Below are 19,307 nucleotides of genomic sequence, written 5' to 3'. Positions count from 1 at the left end.
TTTTGCCAATACGGTGTATCGCAACAGTACGATGCAACCATGACTGTGTGGGACCGGCCGGAGCCGCCGACTCGCCCCGTGCCGCTCGACCGGGAGCGAATCGTTGCCGCCGCCATCGCGCTGGCCGACGAGGGCGGGCTGGAGGCGGTGTCGTTGCGCAAGGTCGCCGCCCGACTGGACGCCGGCCCGATGCGGCTGTACGGATACATCTCCACCAAGAAGGAACTGCTCGACCTCATGGTGGACGAGGTCTACGCCGAGATCCTCCCGGAGGAGCAGCCCGCCGACTGGCGGGAGGCGCTGCGCGGCCTCGCCCACCGCACCAGGCAGGCCACCCTCCGTCACGAATGGCTGGCCGACCTGCTCGGCGGCCGCCCCACCCTGGGCCCGAACGCCCTCGCCGTGACCGAGACCACGCTGGCCGCCCTCGACGGCCTCGCCGACCTCGACACCGTCATGCGCGCCGTGGAGACCGTCGGCGCCTACTTCACCGGCGCGATCAGGCGCGAGATCGCGAACCTGCGAGCCGAGCGCGCCACGGGCCTGTCCAAGCGCGACTGGCAGCGCGCCTCCGGCCCGCATCTGACCAGGATGCTGGCCACGGGCCGCTTCCCGGCGCTCGCCAAGGCGGTGTACGACGGCACGGAGGTGGACGCCGAGACGTCCTTCGCGACCGGCCTGGACTGGGTCCTCGACGCCGTGGCCGGCAAACTCGCCCAACCGCCGGCATAAGGCGACCACCAGACACGTTGCTCGACGAAGCCCACCCACCTCACCGGATCATCGGCGGCCCGACCCGCCGCGCAGGAGCGCATGCCCGGGTCGCCCGACAACTAGGGTGATCGACGTGCCGCCATTGCCGATCATGTGGAGCGATCCCGGCTCCTTCGCGCTCGGCGTCTTCCGCGACCGCCACCCCGAGTTGGTACGCCGGTTGGCCGAAGCCTTCCCCCTCGCCCCGCAACAGCTCGACGCCTTGGAGGCACTCGTCGCGGAGACGCTGCACGATGTCGTACGCCCCCTGCCGCCGGAGGCTCACGACGCGATGCGGTGGGCGGAGTGGGCCGAAACCGGCGAGTACTACGAACGCCCCTGGGCGCAGGCCCCGTTCCTGTGGGCCGAGAGCTACTTCTACCGCCGACTGCTGGGCGCCTTCGGCTACTTCGGCGACGGACCGGACGCGGACCCCTGGCGCGGTATCGACCCGTTCGGCCCGACGAAGCGCGTCGAACTCGAAAGCCCCGCCGTCGACGACGCACTGGCCGGCCTCACGGCGACCGCCCGGCTCGACGCGAACGAACTGCCGTACGCACTCGTCATGGCGTCACTGTGGGGCAACCGCGCCGACCTGGGCTTCCGCATCACCGTGGAGACCGGCACCGCCGCGGCGCCGGCGCACCGTGACGGACCGCAGGGCCCGCTGGTCGCCGACGACACCGACCTGCTGCTGCGCCACCTCGCGGCCGACCCGGGCGGTCGCGTGTGCGTGGTCGCCGACAACGCGGGCGGCGAACTGATCCCCGACCTCGTGCTGATCGACCACCTGCTCGACACCGGACTCGCGGCCGACGTCGTGCTGCACGTCAAGCCCCACCCGTACTACGTATCCGACGCGACACCCGCCGACGTCCTCGCCTGCCTGCGCCGACTCAAGGCCGCCCCCGGACACGCGGGGCGCGTCGGCAGACGCCTGTGGCAGGCAACGGCAGCACGGCGACTCGACGTCCGCGCCCACGTGTTCGCGTGCGCGCCCCTGCCCTACGCCGCGATGCCCGAGGACCTGTACGCCGACTTCGCCTCCGCGACGGTGACCATCCTCAAGGGAGACCTGAACCACCGCCGCCTGGTCGGCGACCTGCACTGGCCGCCGACCACGCCCTTCTCCGACACGGTCGGCTATTTCCCCGGCCCGGTGGCGTCGCTGCGCACCCTCAAGTCCGATGTGATCGTCGGCCTGGATCCGGACACCGTGCGCCGCCTCGACGCCACGGAGCCCGCGTGGCGCACATCGGGCACACACGCCCTCGTGCAGTTCCACGTACCCGACCCTCCGGAACACGTCGACTGAGCGGGCGTGTTCGTGCGGCGTGCCGGTCGTTGTCGCCAAGGCTGCGCCCCGTACCCGGATGCCGCGCCGAGGACGCCCGTCGCGGAGGAGCGATCCAGGTAGGCGCCCGCCCCGTTGTACGACCACTCGCCATGCGCGGGCACGAGCGAGCGCAGGGGGCCGTCGCCGCCCGGGACGGCCCTTGTCTCCTCTCGGTCCGTCTGCCATACATGGCTGCACACCGCATCTGACGTCGCGTCATATTCCGTGTGGGAGAGAGGGCTGCCGTGACTCGTCTGGTATTGACCGGGGTCAATCTGCTCGACGGGACCAATGCCGCCGTCGGCGATCGCACCATGGTGTTGGAAGGTGAGCGCATCCTCGCCGTCGGGGCCGAGCGGCCCGAGCCTCGGGAGGGGGACGTGGTCGTCGACCTGGCCGGCCGCACGGTGATGCCCGGCATGTTCACATGTCACTTCCACTCGACCTATCACGAGCTCGGCTCGAAGCCGAACACGCCGTACGGCAACGAGTACCCGCCCTCCTACCAGGCCCTGATCGCCGCGAGGAACCTGCGCACCGCGCTCGAACTCGGCTACACCGGCGTGGTCGGCGCAGGCGGCTCCAACGATGTCGAGGGTGGTGTCAAGCGCGCGATCGAGGACGGGTTGATCCCGGGCCCGAGGTTCTGGGCATCCTCGCGCGAGTTGTCCACGACCGGGCATTCCAACGACGGAGTGCCATGGCACTGGGGCATGGGCGCGTCCGGCGCGGTGCGGTTGTGCGACGGGGCGGAGAGCTTCCGGCTCGGCGTACGCGAGGAGATCAAGCGCGGCGCGGACGTGATCAAGCTGTTCGTCACCGGCGGCCACGGCACCACCGCGCCCAAGGACCGGATCGAGATGAGCCGCGCCGAACTGGCCGCCGCGATCGAGGCGGCCCATCAGCGCGGCGTGCTGATCCGCGCGCACCTGGTCAACAAGCCGGCCATCATGATGGCGCTCGAACTGGGCATCGACATCGTCGACCACTGCGACGAGATGGACGACGAGGTGATCGCCGCACTCGTCGAGACCGGCGCGTTCGTGGTGCCCTCGTTGCACTTTCCGAAGCACTTCCTCGGCTTCATGGGGTCCGGGCTCGGCTTCGCCGCCGACGCGATCAAAGCCGATCTGAATCACATGTACGCGATGATCCCCAAGGCGCAGGCCGCGGGCGTGCGGTTCGTGCTCGGTGACGACTACGGCGCGATCGGCTTCCCGCACGGGATGTACGGCGCGGAGTTGCGCCTGTACACCGAGCACGCGGGCGTGACCGCGCTCGACGTCCTGCGCTGGGCCACCCGCAACGGCGCCGAACTGGCCCGGCGCGGCGACGACCTGGGTCGCATCGAGCCGGGCCGGCTCGCCGACCTGTTGATCCTGGACGGCGACCCGACGATCGACATCGGCGTACTGGCCGACCGGCCGCCGGCGGCGGTGCTCAAGGGCGGCGAGGTGGTCGCGGGGGCGCTGCCGGGGTGATGAGACCCGCGCACCCGACCGCGGCTTCGCATACCCGATCGAGCCCTCGCCACCGCGCTTCGCCGGAGCGAGCCGACCTCGGTGGCACCGGCTCGCCTACACTCCGGTTGTGTCCGACCTCCCCTCTCCTCCTCCGCCCGGCGACGACGCACTCGACGCGGTCGGCGTGCTCGCCGACCCGGTACGCCGGGCCCTGTACCGCTACGTCGCCGCGGCCGAGGGCCCAGTCGGGCGGGCGGCTGCGGCCGACGCGGTCGGGATCCAGCGCACGCTCGCGGCGTTCCATCTGGACAAGCTGGTCGAGGCGCGGCTGCTGAGCACGGAGTTCGCGCGGCCCGCGGGGCGGAGCGGCGGCCCGGGCGCCGGTCGGCCGGCGAAGCTGTACCGGCGCAGCGCGGTCGAGACCAGCGTGACGCTGCCGCCGCGGGCCTACGACACGGCCGGGCAGATCCTGGCGGACGCGGTCGAGCGGGCGGGCGCGGCTCGGGCGGTGGACGCGGCCGCGTACGACACCGGTCGGGTCGCCGGACGCACGCTCGGCGGTCCGGCGGGGGAAGGTGCGGACGAGCATAATCGGGTGGTCGCGGCGCTGACGGCACGCGGGTACGAGCCGGTGCCGGTGCGCGGACACGACGCCGTTCCGGGGCCCGGCCGGACCGCGGTTCCCGAGGCGGGCCACGAACCCGGCCACGCGGCGGGCACCGAGGGCGTCGTCCCGGGGACGGCGGCCGACGAGTCGCGCGACGCCTCCCGGATCCTGCTCCGGAACTGCCCCTTCCACCGACTGGCCGAGGACTTTCCGCCGCTGGTGTGCGGGATGAATCTGGCCCTGCTCGAAGGGCTCCTCGACGGTCTGGGTGCGACCGGGTACCGGGCCAGGCTCGATTCCGTACCGGGCCGCTGCTGCGTGGTCGTCGAGCGGGCGACGGAGACGGACCGGGAGGGATCGGCCGACTGATCCGCATCCGGCGATCCACGGCTCCAGAGCCTCCCGGGTGCCGCCGAATCTCTAAAAACAATTCTCGTTGACATATAGCTCGGGACCTGGTGAGGTAATCCCATGCCCTCGACACACCACATCGCCCAGTTCAACGTCGCACGCATGCTCGCTCCCCTGGACACCCCGACCATGGCCGGCTTCGTGGCCGGACTCGATCCGATGAACGACCTCGCGGACCACGCACCCGGCTTCGTCTGGCGACTGAAGGGCGAGGACGAGGGCGCCACGGACGCGACCGACATCCGCCCGTACGACGCCGACACGATCGTGACCATGTCGGTGTGGGAAACCCCGGATCAACTCTGGGAGTTCGTCTACCGCAGCGGCCACCTGGAATACCTGCGTCGCCGCCAGGACTGGTTCGAGCACATCGCCGAGATCTCCCAGGTCCTGTGGTGGGTCCCGGCCGGCACCATCCCGACCTCCGCCGACGGCCGGATCCGCCTGGACCACCTGCGCGAACACGGCCCGACCCCCTACGCCTTCACGTTCCGCAACCGCTTCCCGCAACCGGAGCCGGCCGAGATCGCCTGACAAGGCGGTTGGCAGGCGCCGACGGGCACGGCATCGCGCCCGGGCCGACCGGGCCCACATCCGGAGCCGAAGACCCCGGCCGGCACCATGACGCGCATGAACATCATCCCCGGGCGCGGCGTCGCGCTCGTCGAGGTCGGTGAGTCACGGGCCGAGGTCGAGGCCCGGATCGGCGAGCCGGTACACGGGCCCGGCCGATCCAAGGCCGTCTACCGCACCGATCCGACCCTGGTCATCTGCTACCTGCCGGACGACACGGTCGAGTTGGTCGAACTCGGCCACGGGGCGGGCACCCGTACCGAGGTTCACCTCGACGGCGTGCAATTGACCTGGCGCTTCCTGGACGAGGTGGTCGCGGAGCTGACCGCCCTCGGCCACACCGGCACCGAAACCGACATCGGCCACGCCTTCCACGCCGGATTCGCCATCTGGTCCATGGGCTCCCGCCAGGCCACCGACCTGGACCCCGAAGCGGACGAGGACGACGAACGAGCCGTCGTCGAAGGCGTATCCGTCGCCCCCTACGCCTACTTCACCGACCGCTGACCACCGACTTCCGCACAACCGACACGGCACCGACACCACAACGCAACCCTTGCAACTCGACGGCGCCGCACCAGCCGATCCCGCCGACCACCCGGCCCCGGCCACCCGGGCCACACCCAACCGCCGCCACGGCCCATCCGGCAACCCCGACCAATCAAGCCTGCTGCGCGGGGTCGGGTGATGTGCGGTGCGAGACATGCGCCTCCGTCGATCCACCGCCAGGTCTCTGTTCCTGGCGTACTCCACGAAACCCACACGGACCGACGGCCCGGTCGCAGCCCGCGCCCGTGCGCCTGCTCGACGCTCGCCACGTCCGCCACGTCCGGCAACCTACCGGGCCGCCGGCGCGCATGGGCGCCGACGGCCACTTGTCGAGAGGGGTGGTGCGTCGTGCGCGCACCGGCCTGCCGGCCGAACGCGCCTCCGGCCTACGGGAGCGTGATCACCACCTTGCCGAACGGGGCTCCGCTACGCAGGTGTTCGTATGCCTTGACGGCCTCGTCGAAGGCGAAGACGCGGTCGATCACCGGGCGGATCCCATGCTCGGCCAACACGGTGTTGAGGTGCTCGAAGGTGGTGCGGTTGCCCACCGCGAGTCGTTGCATACCGAAGAAGCGCCCGTTGAACAGGTTCGGGTCGAAGCTCCCTCCGTCCGAGGGGAAAGCGCCGACCAGGGAGATCTGCCCGTTGAAGCCGATCGACGCGATCGACTTGGCGACGGTGGGCGCGCCGACCGCCTCCAGGATCACGTCGACACCCCGACCGTCGGTGAGTTCGGCCACCGCCGACTCCCAATCGGGCGTGATCCGGCGATCGACCACCTCCGCCGCGCCCAGTTCCGCGAGCCGCGCGGCCTTGTCCGCGCCCGAGGCGATCGCGATCACCCGCGCACCCGATGCCGCCGCCAACTGCACGCCGAACAGCGCCACCGCACCCGCGCCGACCACGAGCACGGTGTCCCCCGCGACCATCGGCCGAGGCCCCGTGGTCAACCCCGCCCAGGCCAGTACCGCCGCGCACGGCAGCGTGGCGGCCTCCTCGTAGGACAGGTGGTCGGGGATCCGCACCACCGACTCCTCGTCGACGACCTGATATTCGGTCAGCATTCCGCCGAGGTTGGCCCCGTACTGCTCGCTCACCACGGGAAGCGTCATCGGCCCGTCGACCCACCTCCGGAAGTAGGTCACCGCGACCCGGTCGCCGACTTCGGCCCGCCGTACCCCCTCGCCGACCGCGACCACCTCGCCGGCGCCGTCGCTCAGCGGCACCACGCCCGGCGCCCCCGGGATGACGTACGTGCCGTCGAGGATCATCAGGTCCCGCCGGTTGAGCGAGGCCGCCCGCACCCGGATCAGCACCTCGTTCGGGCCCGGCCGAGGCACCTCCTCCTCCCGCAGGACCAGTCCGGCCAGGCCGTCCTGCGGCCGGTCCAGGTGGTAGCCGGCTGCGGTCATGCCCTGCTGCTGCGTGTGCGCCATGAACTCGTCCTCTTCGTGGGTGCGTTCTCGTCGGGCAGGCTTCCGCCCCCGTACCGACCTGACTTCCGACGACCCGATGCACCGTCGTAGTCGACCTCGCATCGATTGCCGCCGAACAAGACCCTACGAAGATCACGCGGCTCCGGAATCGGTATCGCATGGGTAATTGCCGGACCGGTCGCACACCCGGCCGCGGTCGCGGCGAGCCGACCGCCCGAAGGGCCCCACCTCAGGGCATCAGGGCCGCGTCCACCGCCTTGGTGTCCCAATAGAACGGGCGAATCTCGGTGATCAGGCCATCCCGAACGGTGATCATCTGCATCACCCAGGTGTCCAGGACCCGCCCGGTGGCACGTGCGGTCAGCAGACCCCGGTTGAGGATCGCCACCGACTCGCCGTCGACCGCGAAGCGCTGTTCGAGGAACTCCATCTCTCGCCATGCCTCGCTCATCGCGGCCATGAAGTCCTCGATCCCGCTCGGACCGTACCGGGGACCGCCGTAGGGCAGGCCCGGCGACTGGTACATGACCACGTCCGGCGCGAGACACGCGGCAAGTTCGGCAAAGCTCGCCTTGCCTCGGCCACCGGCTCCGACATAGGCGGCCTCGGCCGCGAAGAACGTCTCCAGCACGGCCGGCGCACTGCGCGGGGGGTGGGGCGAACCCGAAGCCGAAGGCACCGGGGAAGTCGTCGGCCCACGCTCGGACTCGGTTGATCCGTTCGGGGCTGTCCTCTCGACACTCATGAACTCATCGTGGCAACCGGGACCACCCACCTGCCGGCGGCAATCGGTCGTCGCGCTTCGCCTCCCGCCTCCGCCGCCGCCAATCCGGCCAACCCGTGCGCCCACTCGCATGCCTGACGAAACTCCTGCGGCGCCCTGTGGTGTGCCCGGCGTCACACGGAACGTTTCCCGGCCCGGCGTCCTCTTCCCGGCGACCGGCTGACAGCTCGTCAGCCCCGAGAGGGGACCACGCCGTGCGCATCGCCACCGGAACCACCGGAACCACCGGACCCGCCGAACTCGGCGGAACCGCCGGACCCACCATCGACACACCCACCGTCACCGGGAGACGCGCCGGTACGGCGGTCGCCGCACTGCTCACCGCCGACGCCCTCCTCCACGCGCTCTGGGCAACCGGCTCGACCTGGCCCGCCGGCAGCACCGAGGCACTCTCGCAGGGACTGCTCAACGCCGACGTCCCGTTCACCCCGCGTACCCTGCTGCCGCTCTGCGCCCTGCTCGGCACGGGCGCCGTCGGCGTGTTCGCGCACAGTCGGGGTCGAGGCGGTCGGGTCGGCGCGCTGATCACCGCGGCGGTCGCCGCCGGACTCGCGGTCCGGAGCACGGCGGGCGTGGTCTGGGCGGTGGGCATCGGGACCGACCCGGGCAGTACGTTCCATCGCCTCAACCTCGCCGTCTACACGCCGGTTTGCCTGGCATTCGGCTACGCGGCCGCGAGAGTCGCCCTGACCGGATTCCGCCGGGCGTCGAGCCGACCGCCCCGGACCCGGGCAGCCGGGAGATGATCACCACCGTGCCGGATCGCCGAACCGAAGACCGAACCGAAGAGCGCAGCCAGGACCGAAGCCGGGATCGATTCGAACACCCAAGCGGTGCCCCAGCCGAGGACCGAATCGACCGGGGAACCGAGCACCACGTCGGAGACCGAGCCGACGACCGGGCCGAGAACCCTCCCGACGGCCGCATCGAGCACCGAGTCGAAGACCGCGTCGACCGCACCGAAGACCGGACCGAAGACCGCCGTACGCGCGGCATCGCCCTCGCCCGCGCCGCCCGCCGCGGCGACACCCTCGCGATGAGCGACCTGCTCGATCACCTGATCCCCTACGTCGCCACCATCTGCGGTCCGATCGCGCTCGACGCCCGTCAGGACGCGGTCCAGGAAACGCTGGTCGTGGTCTTCCGCGCGCTGCGCAACCTCGAGGAACCGGAGGCGCTGTACGGCTGGGTCCGCGCGATCGCGGTGCGCGAGGCGATCCGGATCGCCCGCCGAGCGGGACGCGACACCCCGATCGAATCGACCGAACTGCCCGCGCCCGGCGACCCGCAGCTGGCCGCCGACATCGACGACGTACTGGCCAGGCTGTCGCCCGAACACCGTGCCGTACTGGTGCTGCGCGACGTCGAGGGCCTGGACGAACAAACCGCCGCCGATCTGCTCGGCGTCCCCGAAGGCACCGTCAAGTCCCGGCTGCATCGCGCCCGGGCGGGATTCCGAAGGATGTGGACGGCATGACCGAGCCACGCGACCCCGGCAACATCGGATCGGACGATGCCGAACCCACCCGGGTCGAGCCGATGGGCATCGATTCCACGAGTGTCGAACACGTACGTGTGCATCCCGCCCGCTGGGTTCCCGTGCACGTCGACGCGGTTGCCCGCCTGCGTGCGCTGACCGCCGGCATCCCGGGCGCTCGTGTCGTCGAGGGTGTGGTGCCCGCGCCGTTCGCCGATGTCTGGGCGGTGATGGGCGACCTGGAGCAGGGCTTCGGCCGGTTCCAGCCGGACATGCGGCACGTCCGGGTGTCCCGGCGCGACGGTGATCGCGTCGAGGCATACGCGCGCAGCCGTTACGGCATGCGGGCCCGCTTCGACGGCGTCCTGCGGCCGGGCTGGTGCTGGCTGCAGAGCCGGTTCGTGATCATCGGCATGGCCGCGGTCGCCGAACACGACACGACCCGGGTCGCCCTCACCGGCGGCGTCCGGGTACCGGGTCGGGCCGCCATCGTGCCGATCGGCACCGGGCGCGAACTGCGCCTGGCCATGGCCCGGTTGCACACGGCGGTGGGCGGCTGAGCGCACTCCCCTCGACTCGCCGCGTGCTCCGTTCCCGAGGCCGGCGGGCGGGTCGTCAGCCGCGCAGCGTGGCGGCGGCCTTGTAGGTGCGCAGGACCGGTGCGGTCTCGATGCGGGTGATGGCGTCCAGGGCGACGCGGCGAATCAGGTAGTGGTGCAGGGCCTCCGCGTCGCGGCACAGGGCGTGGGCGACCAGGTTGGTCGGACCGGTGGTGGCGGCGACGACGGCGAGTTCCTCGTGGCCGGCGAGCACCGTGGCCACCTCGTCGAGGCGGCTGGGGGCGACCTGCATCCACAGCAGCGCGGACACGGTGGCGCCGAGGAAGGCGGGTTCGATGTCGACGTCGAAGAACAGCGCACCACGCGAGCGCAATCGAGTCAGCCGACGGGTGACCGTGGAGGGCGTGGAGCCGGTCGCGGCCGCCAGTTCCGTGTAGCCCGCCCGGGCGTCCTCGCGCAGCGCGGCCAGCAAGCGCAGGTCGGCGTCGGTGAGTGTGTACGGGTCGTCGCCCTCGATGTCGGCGGCCGGGACGTCGTGGGCGCGCAGCCGGGCCTCCTGTTCGGGGGTCAGCGCGCCCAGCCGGCCGCGCCACGCGGTGGGCCCGCCCAGGTAGGTGTGCAGCAGGTAGTGCGCGGAGACCGCGGTGATTCCGGCGGTGCGCGGAATGTCGCGCAGCAGGAGGGAGTGGGCGTCCGGGCCGCTGGGCGCGGTGTGGATGATCGCGACGATCTCGGTACCGCCGGAGGTCAGCCGGACCCACGAGGCGTCGGGGCGGCGGGCCAACGCGACCGCGATGTCGTGGGCGGTGCGAGTGGCGGCGGTCAGGCGGACGAACCACTGGTGCGCGGGGGTGCTGCGCGGAGTCGGCAGGGCGACCACGCGCAGGCCGCCTTCGGCGTACAGGCGGCGGTAGCGGCGGACCACGGTCTGGGTCGAGGAACCGAGGACCTCGGCGACGAGGGTGAACGGGGCGCGCGCGTCCACGTGGAGAGCGTGGATCAGGCCACGGTCCAGATCGTCCAGTTCGAGCATATCCATCAAAATAGCCGAGCTTGACGGAAGCAATCATCGGTTCGACCGCCAAAAGTGGAACCGAAAGTGAAAGCCGGACCAGGGTGGTGCCCAACCGGGACACCGGGACACCGGGACACCGGGACACCGGGACACCGGGACACCAGGACACCAGGACACCAGGACACCGGGAAGCGCCGGGACGGCAGACCGGTGAACCCGCAGGCCCCGAATCCGCGCACCACACCACTCACGGGGGTCCCCATGACCGAGCGCTCCACCCAGCACTCCAACGAGCCCGCCTCGCACTCCACCAAGCAACCCACCGAGCCCACCCGCACCGCCGGTGTCGCCGCCCGCTCCGTCCAACCGACCCCCGTCGCGTATCCCCGGCGGTGGACCGCCCTGATCGCGCTGCTCACCGCCGAGGCCATGAACCTCCTCGACGCCACGATCGTCCAGGTCGCCGGTCCCGTCATCCACGCCGACCTCGGCGGTCCCGCCGCCGCGATCCCCTGGTACAGCGCCGCGTACACCCTCGCCTTCGCCCTCGGCCTGCTCACCGCCGCCCGTCTCGGCGACATCGCCGGCCGCCGCCGGATCTTTCGGATCGGCGTCACCGCGTTCGCCCTCACATCACTGGCCTGCGCGCTCGCCCCCACCGCCGGCGTCCTCATCGGCGTACGCGCGGCCCAAGGTGCCGCCGCCGCCCTGATCATCCCGCAGACGTTCGGACTGATCCGCGCCATGTTCGACGGCGACGAGCTACCCAAGGCGCTGGGCACCATCGGCCCGGTCATGGGCCTGTCAGCGGTCCTCGGCCCGGTCCTGGGCGGCGTGCTCACCCATGCCGACCTGTTCGGCACCTCCTGGCGCGCGGTGTTCCTGGTCAACCTGCCCCTCGCCGCGGCCGTCCTGGCCATCGCACCGCGGCTGCGCGAGGACCGCGCCCCCGTACGCCCCCGCCTGGACCCGACCGGCACCGCCCTGGCCATGGTCGGCACCGCTCTTCTGGTGTGCCCGCTCACCGCCGGCACCGGTGCGCCGAAAACCGGGGCATGGGCCGCCGCCGCGCTCGGCACGCTCGTCCTGATCGTGTTCACCGCCCACCAGCGCCGCGCGGCCGCCGCCGGCCGTACCCCGCTGATCGAGCCGTCCCTGCTGCGCGGTCGTGCCTTCCCCGCCGCACTGGCCACCTCCACCCTTTTCTTCGCCGTCATGAACGGCGTCATGATCACCGTCGTGCTGCACCTGGAACTGGGCTTGGACAACGGCCCGCTCGCCGCCGGCCTCACCCTGCTGCCGTGGTCCGCCGGCCTGGCCGTCGCCTCCTGGGCCGCCGGCAGCCACCTCGTCCCCCGCTACGGCACCCGTGTCCTGCACGCCGGCATTGCCACTCTCGCCGCCGGCCTCGCCGCCGCAGCCCTGGCGTACCGAGTCGCGCCCGCCGGCGACTACCCGCTCGGCCTGCCGTTCGCTCTCGTCCTGGCCGGCCTCGGTGTCGGCCTGTTCACCGCGCCGTTCTTCACCGCCGCGCTGCGCCACGTCTCGCCGCAGGAGACCGGCTCGGCGGCAGGGCTCCTCAACGCCGTCCAGCAACTCGGCGGCACACTCGGCGTCGCCATCGTCGGCGGCGTCTACCTGACCGGCAGCGGCTCCGGGCAGGCCCCGGGCCTGAGCGCGCAGCACGCACTGGCGACGGCCGCAGCGCTGCTCGCCGCAACCGCGCCGGCCGCCTGGGCGATGACCACGCGCCGCCGCGCCCGAACCGAAACGGCGAGGGCGTCGAGCGACGTGCACTGACCCGGGCGACGCTCGGGTGTCCCGGGCAGGTCCCGGGACAGGACGGCAAGGGCCCCGGCTCGAACGGCGCGCGGCGATCATGAGCCGTTCCATCACCATCACCAACCCGGCCGACCTGCACGACCCGGTGGCGTTCGGCTACAGCCATGTCGTCGACGCCCCCCGCCCCGACCTGGTCTTCATCGCCGGCCAGTACGGCTCCGGCCCGACCGGCGCCGTCGACTCGTCGGACTTCGCAGCCCAGGTCGAACGCTCCTTCGCAATCTGGGCACCGCCCTCGCCGCAGCCGGCCTGGACTTCCCAGACGTGGCCCGCCTCGGCACATACATCGTGGATCACGACCACGCGAAGCTCGAAGCCCTCCTCGCGGTGATCACCCGCATCCGGGGCGACCAGCCGCCGGCCCAAACCCTCCTCGGCGTCGCCGCCCTGGCCCTCCCCGACATGCTCTTCGAGGTCGACGCGCTAGCGGTCCGCCCATAACCGCGCCCAACGAGTCCAATTGGACTCACCGGCCATCCTCACCCGCGTGGTCCGACACCCCTGGCCTCGGACCACGCGCCACACCCCGGCCCCGACCGGCGGGCCGAAGACGCGCTCCGAGTGTCATCGCGCCGGCGAATGCCCGCCTCGCGCCCGCAGCCCGTCGGTCAGTCGCGCAGCCGTGCGTTGAGCCGTGCGGCCTGTCGCATGAGGTGGTCGCGTTCGAGGAGGCTGGGCGCCGATCGGGCGGCTTCGGCGTACAGGCGTGCCGCGGTGACCGGGTCGCCGTCACGCTCGTGGAGGTACGCCGCGACGGCGGTGTAGCGGAGCAGGGCGGGGTCGAGGCCCGCCAGGGCGGCCAGGCCGGCCCGCGGGCCGTCGGCCTCACCGACCGCGACGGCCCGGTTGAGGCGGGCCACCGGACTGTCGGTGAGGCGCACCAGTTCGTCGTACCACTCGACGATCTGCACCCAGTCGGTCTCCTCGGCCGTTCGGGCATCGGCGTGGAGCGCGGCGATGGCGGCCTGGGCCTGGAACTCGCCCAGGCGGTCGCGGGCGAGTGCGGCTTGGAGCACATCGACCCCCTCGGCGATCAGCCGGGTGTTCCACAGGCTGCGGTCCTGCTCCGCAAGTGGCACGAGGCTCCCGTCGCGGGCGGTCCGTGCCGCGTGCCGGGCATGGTGGAGCAGCATGAGTGCGAGCAGGCCCGCGACCTCCTCGTGGTGGGTCTTGGTCGCCAGTTGGCGAGTGAGCCGGATCGCCTCGGCGGCCAGGTCGACGTCGCCGGAGTAGCCCTCGTTGAAGACCAGGTACAGCACGCGCAACACCGTGGCGATATCACCGGGTTGGTTGAACCGGACGCCCGAGACGGTCCGCTTGGCCCGGCTGATCCGCTGGGCCATGGTCGCTTCCGGCACGAGGTACGCCTGCGCGATCTGCCGCGTGGTCAGGCCGCCGACCGCGCGCAGGGTGAGCGCGACGGCCGAGGCAGGTGTCAGGGACGGGTGGGCACACAGGAAGTACAGCTGGAGCGTGTCGTCCACCACCTCGGCCGGACCGGCCACGGGCTCGCCCTCGACGCGTACCTCGCGGTTCCGGCGGGACTTGTCGGCACGGGCGGCGTCGAGGAACTTGCGCCAGGCCACGGTGACCAGCCAGCCCCTCGGGTCCTGCGGCAAGTCCTCCGGCCACACGCGCACGGCCTCGATCAGGGCGTCCTGCACGGCATCCTCGGCCGCCGCGAAGTCGGCTCCGCGGCGGACGAGGGTCCCGATCACGGTGGGGGTGAGGGAGCGCAACAGGGCCTCGTCCACCACGCGTCACTCCGTGATGGTCGAGCACGCGGCCAGGAACGGGCGTACCTCGAGCCACTCGTGGATCGGCTTCCCACCCGCACCCGGAGCCGCGGACAGTTCGCCGGCCAGCTCCAGCGCGCGCTCGTGGGTCTCGACGTCGATCACCATCCAGCCCGCGATCAGGTCCTTGGTCTCCGCGAACGGGCCGTCGGTGACCGGCGGCCGCCCCTCGCCGTCGTAGCGGACGAACGTCCCCTCCGGGGAGAGCGCCTGATGATCGACCAACTCGCCGGTGGCCTCCAGCCGAGCCGCGAAGTCCTCCATGTACTGCACGTGGGCCGAAAGCTCCTCCGGCGTCCACTGGTCCATCGCGACGTCGTTGACCGCTGCCGGCGCGCCTCGGTAGTGCTTGAGCAGCAGATACTTGGCCATCATGTTCTCCTTGGTGCGGTAGGGCCCGTGGGCCGTGTCACTCCGGGGACGAAGCCGCGGGCGGGTTCTCGACATCCCCCGCGGCATATCTTGGCGGACTTCGAAAACTCCGCGCGTTCCGCGGCGCCGATCCATTCGGGGCGAGCGACCATTCGGCGCTCAGGCGCGCCGGCGCTCCTCCCGCTGCCGGATCAGCTCCTCGACCGCGCTCGGCAGAGTCGTCTCGAAGTCGATCAACTTCGCCCACGTCGGGGTCACCACGATCCGAACCATGCCGTCGTAGAGAGAGCGCACCTCGGCCTCCCAGTGCACCCGTTGCTCGGGCGTCATCTCGTAGCTGCCGTTCATCCGGAGATACTCGTCCGGGATGCCGTCGACGACGTCCAGCTCGGCCCGTCCGCGGATGAGCAGGATCTTGGGCGGGTGCACCTCGGTGTCGATCGTCAGGGCAACCATGGGGTTCTTGCGCAGAGCCGGGAGCTTCGGGGCGTTCTTCGTGGTGCACATGACGATCTGCGAGCCGTTCCAGGTGAACGCGATCGGCACATTGCGGGGTGTGCCGTCCTTGGCGACGTAGGCCAGGCGGGTCAGGTCGCGGGCCAACAGTTCCCGGCTGATCGGGCGGTTCAGGATCTCGGTGATCTCGCTCGCTGGCACGGTTGCGTCGGTGCCCACGTGCTTCGTGCGCTCGCTCATGACGGTTCTCCTTCAACGCGCGGCCCGTCGTGGCCGCTGATGTCCCTGGGACGGAGCCGACGCCACGTTCTCGACATCGAAGGCGTGTCGATTTCAAAAGGCCCGTTTCCGGCCGTCCACCGCCGCGGGTACCCGCCCCACGCGACGAGAACCCGTTCACCCGCGCACACTCCGATCCGCTCACGGAGCGGTGCGGCCGGGGCCGAGGCGGCTGTTCACCTGGAACAGCACACCTCGGCCCCGCACTCGGCTCGCGTGAAGTCGTGCCGTCGGGCTCGCCTCACATCTCGGACCCACCGCGGATGAGTGCCTCATATGTCGGACCCGCCGCGCACGGCTCGCCTGACGTGTCGGGCTCGCCTCACATGAAGCACCCGGGTCTCACTCGCCGGCCCACGGCACGAGGAGGGCTCGGGCGAGCGTGTGCTGGAGGGTGAGGAAGCCCAGGGCGGCCGGGGTCGACTCCGGGGTGACGCCGAGGGCGGTCACGGACGGTACGTCGAGTGCGGTGACAGCGATGTAGTAGCGGTGCCTGCCGGTTCCCGGCGGCGGCGCGGCGCCGACGTAGGCGGTCGCACGCACATCGTTCGACACGTGGAAGGCACCGACCGGCAGTCCGCCGCTGTCGGGCGTGCCGGCGCCGGCGTCGAGGGACGTCACGTCGGCGGCGATGTCGGCCACCGCCCAGTGCCAAAAGCCGGACGGGGTCGGGGCATCGGGGTCGTACATCGTGACGACGAAGCTGCGGGTGGCGGCCGGGAAGCCGGTCCACGAAAGCTGCGGGGAACGGTCCTCGGCTCCGGCGGCACCACTCATGGCGGCGAACTGCGCGGGCGCCAGCGGCGCCCCGTCGGTGACGTCCGCGCTTGTGACCACGAACTCGGGCACGGCGGGCAGGGGATCGTACGGGCTGGTCATCGGGTTCATCGGGTTCATCGGGTTCCCATCTCGCATCGAGTCGGACGGCCTCGGGTGTTGGCCTCGGACGCTCGTCCTGACTTTCAATAGCTAACCATACTTTTAAAAGTTCTGTCATCTGTCGAATGTTGTAGGATCCGTCCCGTGGCGAGAGAAGCCGGGCAACAGACCCGCAGCGACGCGGTACACGACCGCATCCGGGCCGACATCCTGGGCGGCCGGCTACGACCCGGCCAACGACTGAAGTTCCCCGAACTCAGCGAGCGCTACAAGGTGAGCACCGGCGCCGTACGCGAGGCCCTGCTCAAACTCGTCGCCAAGAACCTGGTCGCCTCCGAGGCCCATCACGGATTCCGCGTCACCGACGTGACCCCCCGCGGCCTCGCCGACCTGACCGACGTCCGCACCGAGATCGAATCCCTCACCCTCGGCCGCGCCATCGACCAGGGCGACCTCGCCTGGCAGGCCCGAGTACTCGCCGCCCACCACACCTTCGAACAGACCCCACGCGGCAACGGCGACCAACCCGACCGGGACTGGCTGATCGCCCACGCCGACTTCCACACCGCACTCCTGGCCGGCTGCGCCAACCCCCGGCTCCGCGACCTCGCCGCCTCCCTGCGCGAAGAGGCCGAACTGTACCGACGCTGGAGCCGACCCACACCCGAAGACGCCCACCACTGGACCGACCAAGCCGTCGACAAGGCACACCGCGACCTGCTCGACGCGGTCATGACCCGCGACAGCCAACAGGCCGACACCATCCTGCGCCGCATGATCAGCGGCACCGCAGGCATGATCCTGGACACCGAACCACACGAGTAGAGCCCAACCGGCCCCGGACACGGACGCGTTGATCGAATTTCCGCGGGAGACCTCGGCGGAAGACCTCGTACCGCGTCGCCGGCGCACAGGCGGCAAAGACAAAGGCAAGGAGAATACCCACCCCTTGCCTGTCTCAACATATAGCGCACCAGGGGCCTTGCGGCAAGGCCCCGGTCGTGCCGCAGAATGCTCGACCAAGGCCAGGACCTGCGGAATGACAGCTTCGCCGGACTCATGCGTGGTTGACGACGTACGAGTTGCGCGGTGAACGTCGAACCGCCGGCGGGACTCTCGCGGTGCGGTTGCAGGGATTCGGCGCGCAAGTGCGGTCGTCGGGTGTGTCCTGCCGCCGACCGCGCGAAGCGGCCGGCCGAAATCCAATCTCGTTGAATGGGCGTTTTGATGATTGACGTAATCGTGGTCGGCGGCGGACCGACCGGCTTGATGCTGGCCGCCGAGTTGCGACTGGCCGGGGTGCACGTGGTCGTACTGGAGAAGTTGACCGAGCCGACAAGGCAGTCCCGCGGGCGCGGCCTGCACACGCGCAGCGTCGAGATCATGGACCAGCGCGGCCTGCTGGACCGGTTCCTCGCGGCCGGTGAGAAGTTCCAGGTCGGCGGCCTCTTCGGCGGCATCATCAAGCCGTGGCCGGACCGGTTGGACACGGCACACCCGTACGGCCTCGCCATCTCGCAGCCGGCCACCGAGCGGCTGCTCAACGAACATGCCCTCGAACTCGGTGTCGAGTTCCGGCGCGGCTGCGAAGTGGTCGGACTGAGCCAGGACGAGGACGCGGTGACCGTCGAGTCGGCCGACGGCACGCGGCTGCGCTCGCGCTATCTCGTCGGCTGCGACGGCGCCCGCAGTGTGGTCCGCAAGGGGATCGGCGTCGGTTTCCCGGGCGAGCCCGCCACGGTCGAGACGCTGCTGGGCGACATGGAGGTGACCGAGGATCCGGCGAGGATCGAAGCCATCGTCGCGGAAGTACAGAAGACCCACCTGCGGTTCGGCGTCATCCCCGAAGGGGACGGGGTGTACCGCATCATCGTGCCCGCCGACGGCGTAGCCGAGGACCGTGCGACCGCGCCCACCCTTGAGGAGTTCAAGCAGCAGCTACGGGCGTTCGCAGGCACCGACTTCGGCGTGCACTCGCCGCGCTGGCTGTCCCGGTTCGGCGACGCCACCCGGCAGGCCGAGCGCTACCGAGTCGGCCGGGTGCTGCTGGCCGGCGACGCGGCGCACATCCACCCGCCGACCGGCGGGCAGGGGCTCAACCTCGGCGTGCAGGACGCGTTCAACCTCGGCTGGAAGCTGGCCGCCGCGGTCAACGGCTGGGCACCGGAAGGGCTGCTGGACAGTTACCACGCCGAACGGCACCCGGTGGGCTCCAGTGTGCTGGACAACACCCGCGCGCAGATCACGCTGCTGGGGACCGATCCGGGCGCGACCGCGCTGCGGGAGCTGTTCTCGAAGCTGATGGACTTCGAGGAGGTGAACCGGTATGTGACCGGGATCATCACCGCGGTCGGCGTCCGCTACGACTTCGGCGAGGGTCACGAACTGCTCGGCCGGCGGATGCGGGACGTGCAGCTCAAGCAGGGGCGTCTCTACGAACTGATGAGTGGTGGCCGCGGCCTGCTCCTCGATCGGACCGGCCGGCTTTCGGTGGCGGGCTGGGAAGACCGAGTCGACCACGTCGTCGTCGACGCCGGCGAGGAACTGGACGTACCTGCGGAACTGGGCCTATCCGCAGTCCTGTTGCGGCCGGACGGCCATGTGGCGTGGGCCGGTGAGGACCAGCAGGATTTGCTCGGCCGACTGCCCGAGTGGTTCGGCGCTCCCGTGGGCTGAACGCACCCTTGCGGTTCGAAGGGGCGAAGCCTGTCTCCGGCCG

At 71.2% G+C, this 19,307-nt stretch carries 19 protein-coding genes and 1 pseudogene; 13 read left to right on the top strand and 7 right to left on the bottom strand.

Annotated elements, in window-relative coordinates:
* Positions 1–39 precede the first annotated feature (39 nt).
* The 6 genes from A3IC_RS0132775 (at position 40) to A3IC_RS0132750 (ending at position 5,650) form a co-directional block, all read left to right on the top strand.
* The gene (locus A3IC_RS0132775) at positions 40–732 is read left to right on the top strand and encodes a TetR/AcrR family transcriptional regulator (RefSeq protein ID WP_026219022.1); all 693 of its coding nucleotides are present in this window, start codon (positions 40–42) and stop codon (positions 730–732) included.
* Positions 733–847: 115 nt separating this feature from the next.
* Positions 848–2,068 carry a damage-control phosphatase ARMT1 family protein gene (locus tag A3IC_RS0132770; RefSeq protein ID WP_245599741.1) on the top strand — a complete coding sequence of 407 codons (1,221 nt, stop codon included), beginning with the start codon at positions 848–850 and terminating at the stop codon, positions 2,066–2,068.
* 266 nt (positions 2,069–2,334) lie between these two features.
* A complete protein-coding gene (locus A3IC_RS57825; RefSeq protein WP_158696190.1) occupies positions 2,335–3,570 on the top strand; it encodes a metal-dependent hydrolase family protein in 1,236 nt (411 codons plus the stop codon).
* Between the two features lie 109 nt (positions 3,571–3,679).
* The gene (locus A3IC_RS0132760; RefSeq protein ID WP_020554308.1) at positions 3,680–4,528 is read left to right on the top strand and encodes a helix-turn-helix transcriptional regulator; all 849 of its coding nucleotides are present in this window, start codon (positions 3,680–3,682) and stop codon (positions 4,526–4,528) included.
* Positions 4,529–4,630: 102 nt separating this feature from the next.
* Positions 4,631–5,104, top strand: a complete 474-nt coding sequence (locus A3IC_RS0132755) for a DUF3291 domain-containing protein (protein ID WP_020554307.1) — start codon at positions 4,631–4,633, stop codon at positions 5,102–5,104.
* Between the two features lie 96 nt (positions 5,105–5,200).
* The gene (locus A3IC_RS0132750; RefSeq protein ID WP_026219020.1) at positions 5,201–5,650 is read left to right on the top strand and encodes a hypothetical protein; all 450 of its coding nucleotides are present in this window, start codon (positions 5,201–5,203) and stop codon (positions 5,648–5,650) included.
* Positions 5,651–6,078: 428 nt separating this feature from the next.
* Here A3IC_RS0132750 and A3IC_RS72685 read toward each other — a convergent pair whose 3' ends face one another.
* Both A3IC_RS72685 and A3IC_RS0132740 read right to left on the bottom strand, forming a co-directional pair.
* Positions 6,079–7,128, bottom strand: a complete 1,050-nt coding sequence (locus A3IC_RS72685; RefSeq protein WP_020554305.1) for a zinc-dependent alcohol dehydrogenase family protein — start codon at positions 7,126–7,128, stop codon at positions 6,079–6,081.
* Positions 7,129–7,357: 229 nt separating this feature from the next.
* Positions 7,358–7,759, bottom strand: a complete 402-nt coding sequence (locus tag A3IC_RS0132740) for a nuclear transport factor 2 family protein (RefSeq protein WP_020554304.1) — start codon at positions 7,757–7,759, stop codon at positions 7,358–7,360.
* A 347-nt stretch (positions 7,760–8,106) separates the two neighbouring features.
* On the opposite strand from A3IC_RS0132740, the gene A3IC_RS0132735 reads away from it, so the two are divergent.
* The 3 genes from A3IC_RS0132735 to A3IC_RS0132725 all read left to right on the top strand — a co-directional run bounded on the left by A3IC_RS0132735 (position 8,107) and on the right by A3IC_RS0132725 (position 9,949).
* Complete coding sequence (locus A3IC_RS0132735) at positions 8,107–8,658, top strand: DUF3995 domain-containing protein (protein WP_020554303.1); 552 nt, start codon at positions 8,107–8,109, stop codon at positions 8,656–8,658.
* 290 nt (positions 8,659–8,948) lie between these two features.
* Positions 8,949–9,389: an RNA polymerase sigma factor gene (locus tag A3IC_RS0132730; protein WP_079026819.1), complete on the top strand. Its 441-nt coding sequence runs from the start codon at positions 8,949–8,951 to the stop codon at positions 9,387–9,389.
* Positions 9,386–9,949, top strand: a complete 564-nt coding sequence (locus A3IC_RS0132725) for a hypothetical protein (RefSeq protein WP_205354721.1) — start codon at positions 9,386–9,388, stop codon at positions 9,947–9,949. The genes A3IC_RS0132730 and A3IC_RS0132725 overlap by 4 nt, the downstream gene beginning before the upstream one ends.
* Before the next feature lie 55 nt (positions 9,950–10,004).
* On the opposite strand, the gene A3IC_RS0132720 is transcribed toward A3IC_RS0132725, so the two are convergent.
* On the bottom strand, positions 10,005–10,982 hold the full coding sequence (locus A3IC_RS0132720) for an Lrp/AsnC family transcriptional regulator (protein ID WP_026219018.1): 978 nt from the start codon (positions 10,980–10,982) through the stop codon (positions 10,005–10,007).
* Positions 10,983–11,225: 243 nt separating this feature from the next.
* Here A3IC_RS0132720 and A3IC_RS0132715 point away from each other — a divergent pair, with 243 nt between their 5' ends.
* Positions 11,226–12,764 carry an MFS transporter gene (locus A3IC_RS0132715; RefSeq protein WP_020554299.1) on the top strand — a complete coding sequence of 513 codons (1,539 nt, stop codon included), beginning with the start codon at positions 11,226–11,228 and terminating at the stop codon, positions 12,762–12,764.
* A gap of 79 nt (positions 12,765–12,843) precedes the next feature.
* Positions 12,844–13,247 (top strand): annotated as a pseudogene (locus tag A3IC_RS57820) (RidA family protein).
* A 167-nt stretch (positions 13,248–13,414) separates the two neighbouring features.
* Here the strand turns inward: A3IC_RS57820 and A3IC_RS0132705 are convergent.
* The 4 genes from A3IC_RS0132705 to A3IC_RS0132690 form a co-directional block, all read right to left on the bottom strand.
* Positions 13,415–14,560 carry an RNA polymerase sigma factor gene (locus tag A3IC_RS0132705; RefSeq protein ID WP_026219017.1) on the bottom strand — a complete coding sequence of 382 codons (1,146 nt, stop codon included), beginning with the start codon at positions 14,558–14,560 and terminating at the stop codon, positions 13,415–13,417.
* Between the two features lie 6 nt (positions 14,561–14,566).
* A complete protein-coding gene (locus tag A3IC_RS0132700; RefSeq protein ID WP_026219016.1) occupies positions 14,567–14,974 on the bottom strand; it encodes a YciI family protein in 408 nt (135 codons plus the stop codon).
* A 159-nt stretch (positions 14,975–15,133) separates the two neighbouring features.
* A complete protein-coding gene (locus A3IC_RS0132695) occupies positions 15,134–15,670 on the bottom strand; it encodes a pyridoxamine 5'-phosphate oxidase family protein (protein WP_020554296.1) in 537 nt (178 codons plus the stop codon).
* Between the two features lie 381 nt (positions 15,671–16,051).
* Positions 16,052–16,588: a YbhB/YbcL family Raf kinase inhibitor-like protein gene (locus tag A3IC_RS0132690; protein WP_026219014.1), complete on the bottom strand. Its 537-nt coding sequence runs from the start codon at positions 16,586–16,588 to the stop codon at positions 16,052–16,054.
* 144 nt (positions 16,589–16,732) lie between these two features.
* Here A3IC_RS0132690 and A3IC_RS0132685 point away from each other — a divergent pair, with 144 nt between their 5' ends.
* Both A3IC_RS0132685 and rox read left to right on the top strand, forming a co-directional pair.
* Positions 16,733–17,413 carry a GntR family transcriptional regulator gene (locus A3IC_RS0132685; RefSeq protein WP_020554294.1) on the top strand — a complete coding sequence of 227 codons (681 nt, stop codon included), beginning with the start codon at positions 16,733–16,735 and terminating at the stop codon, positions 17,411–17,413.
* 402 nt (positions 17,414–17,815) lie between these two features.
* Positions 17,816–19,264 carry a rifampin monooxygenase gene (gene rox, locus A3IC_RS0132680; RefSeq protein ID WP_020554293.1) on the top strand — a complete coding sequence of 483 codons (1,449 nt, stop codon included), beginning with the start codon at positions 17,816–17,818 and terminating at the stop codon, positions 19,262–19,264.
* Positions 19,265–19,307 lie beyond the last annotated feature (43 nt).

It is taken from the genome of Embleya scabrispora DSM 41855 (assembly GCF_000372745.1).
Lineage (GTDB): Bacteria > Actinomycetota > Actinomycetes > Streptomycetales > Streptomycetaceae > Embleya > Embleya scabrispora.
The sequence above is the reverse complement of the archived record's forward strand: the minus strand, read 5'-3'. Positions and strand labels throughout refer to the sequence as shown.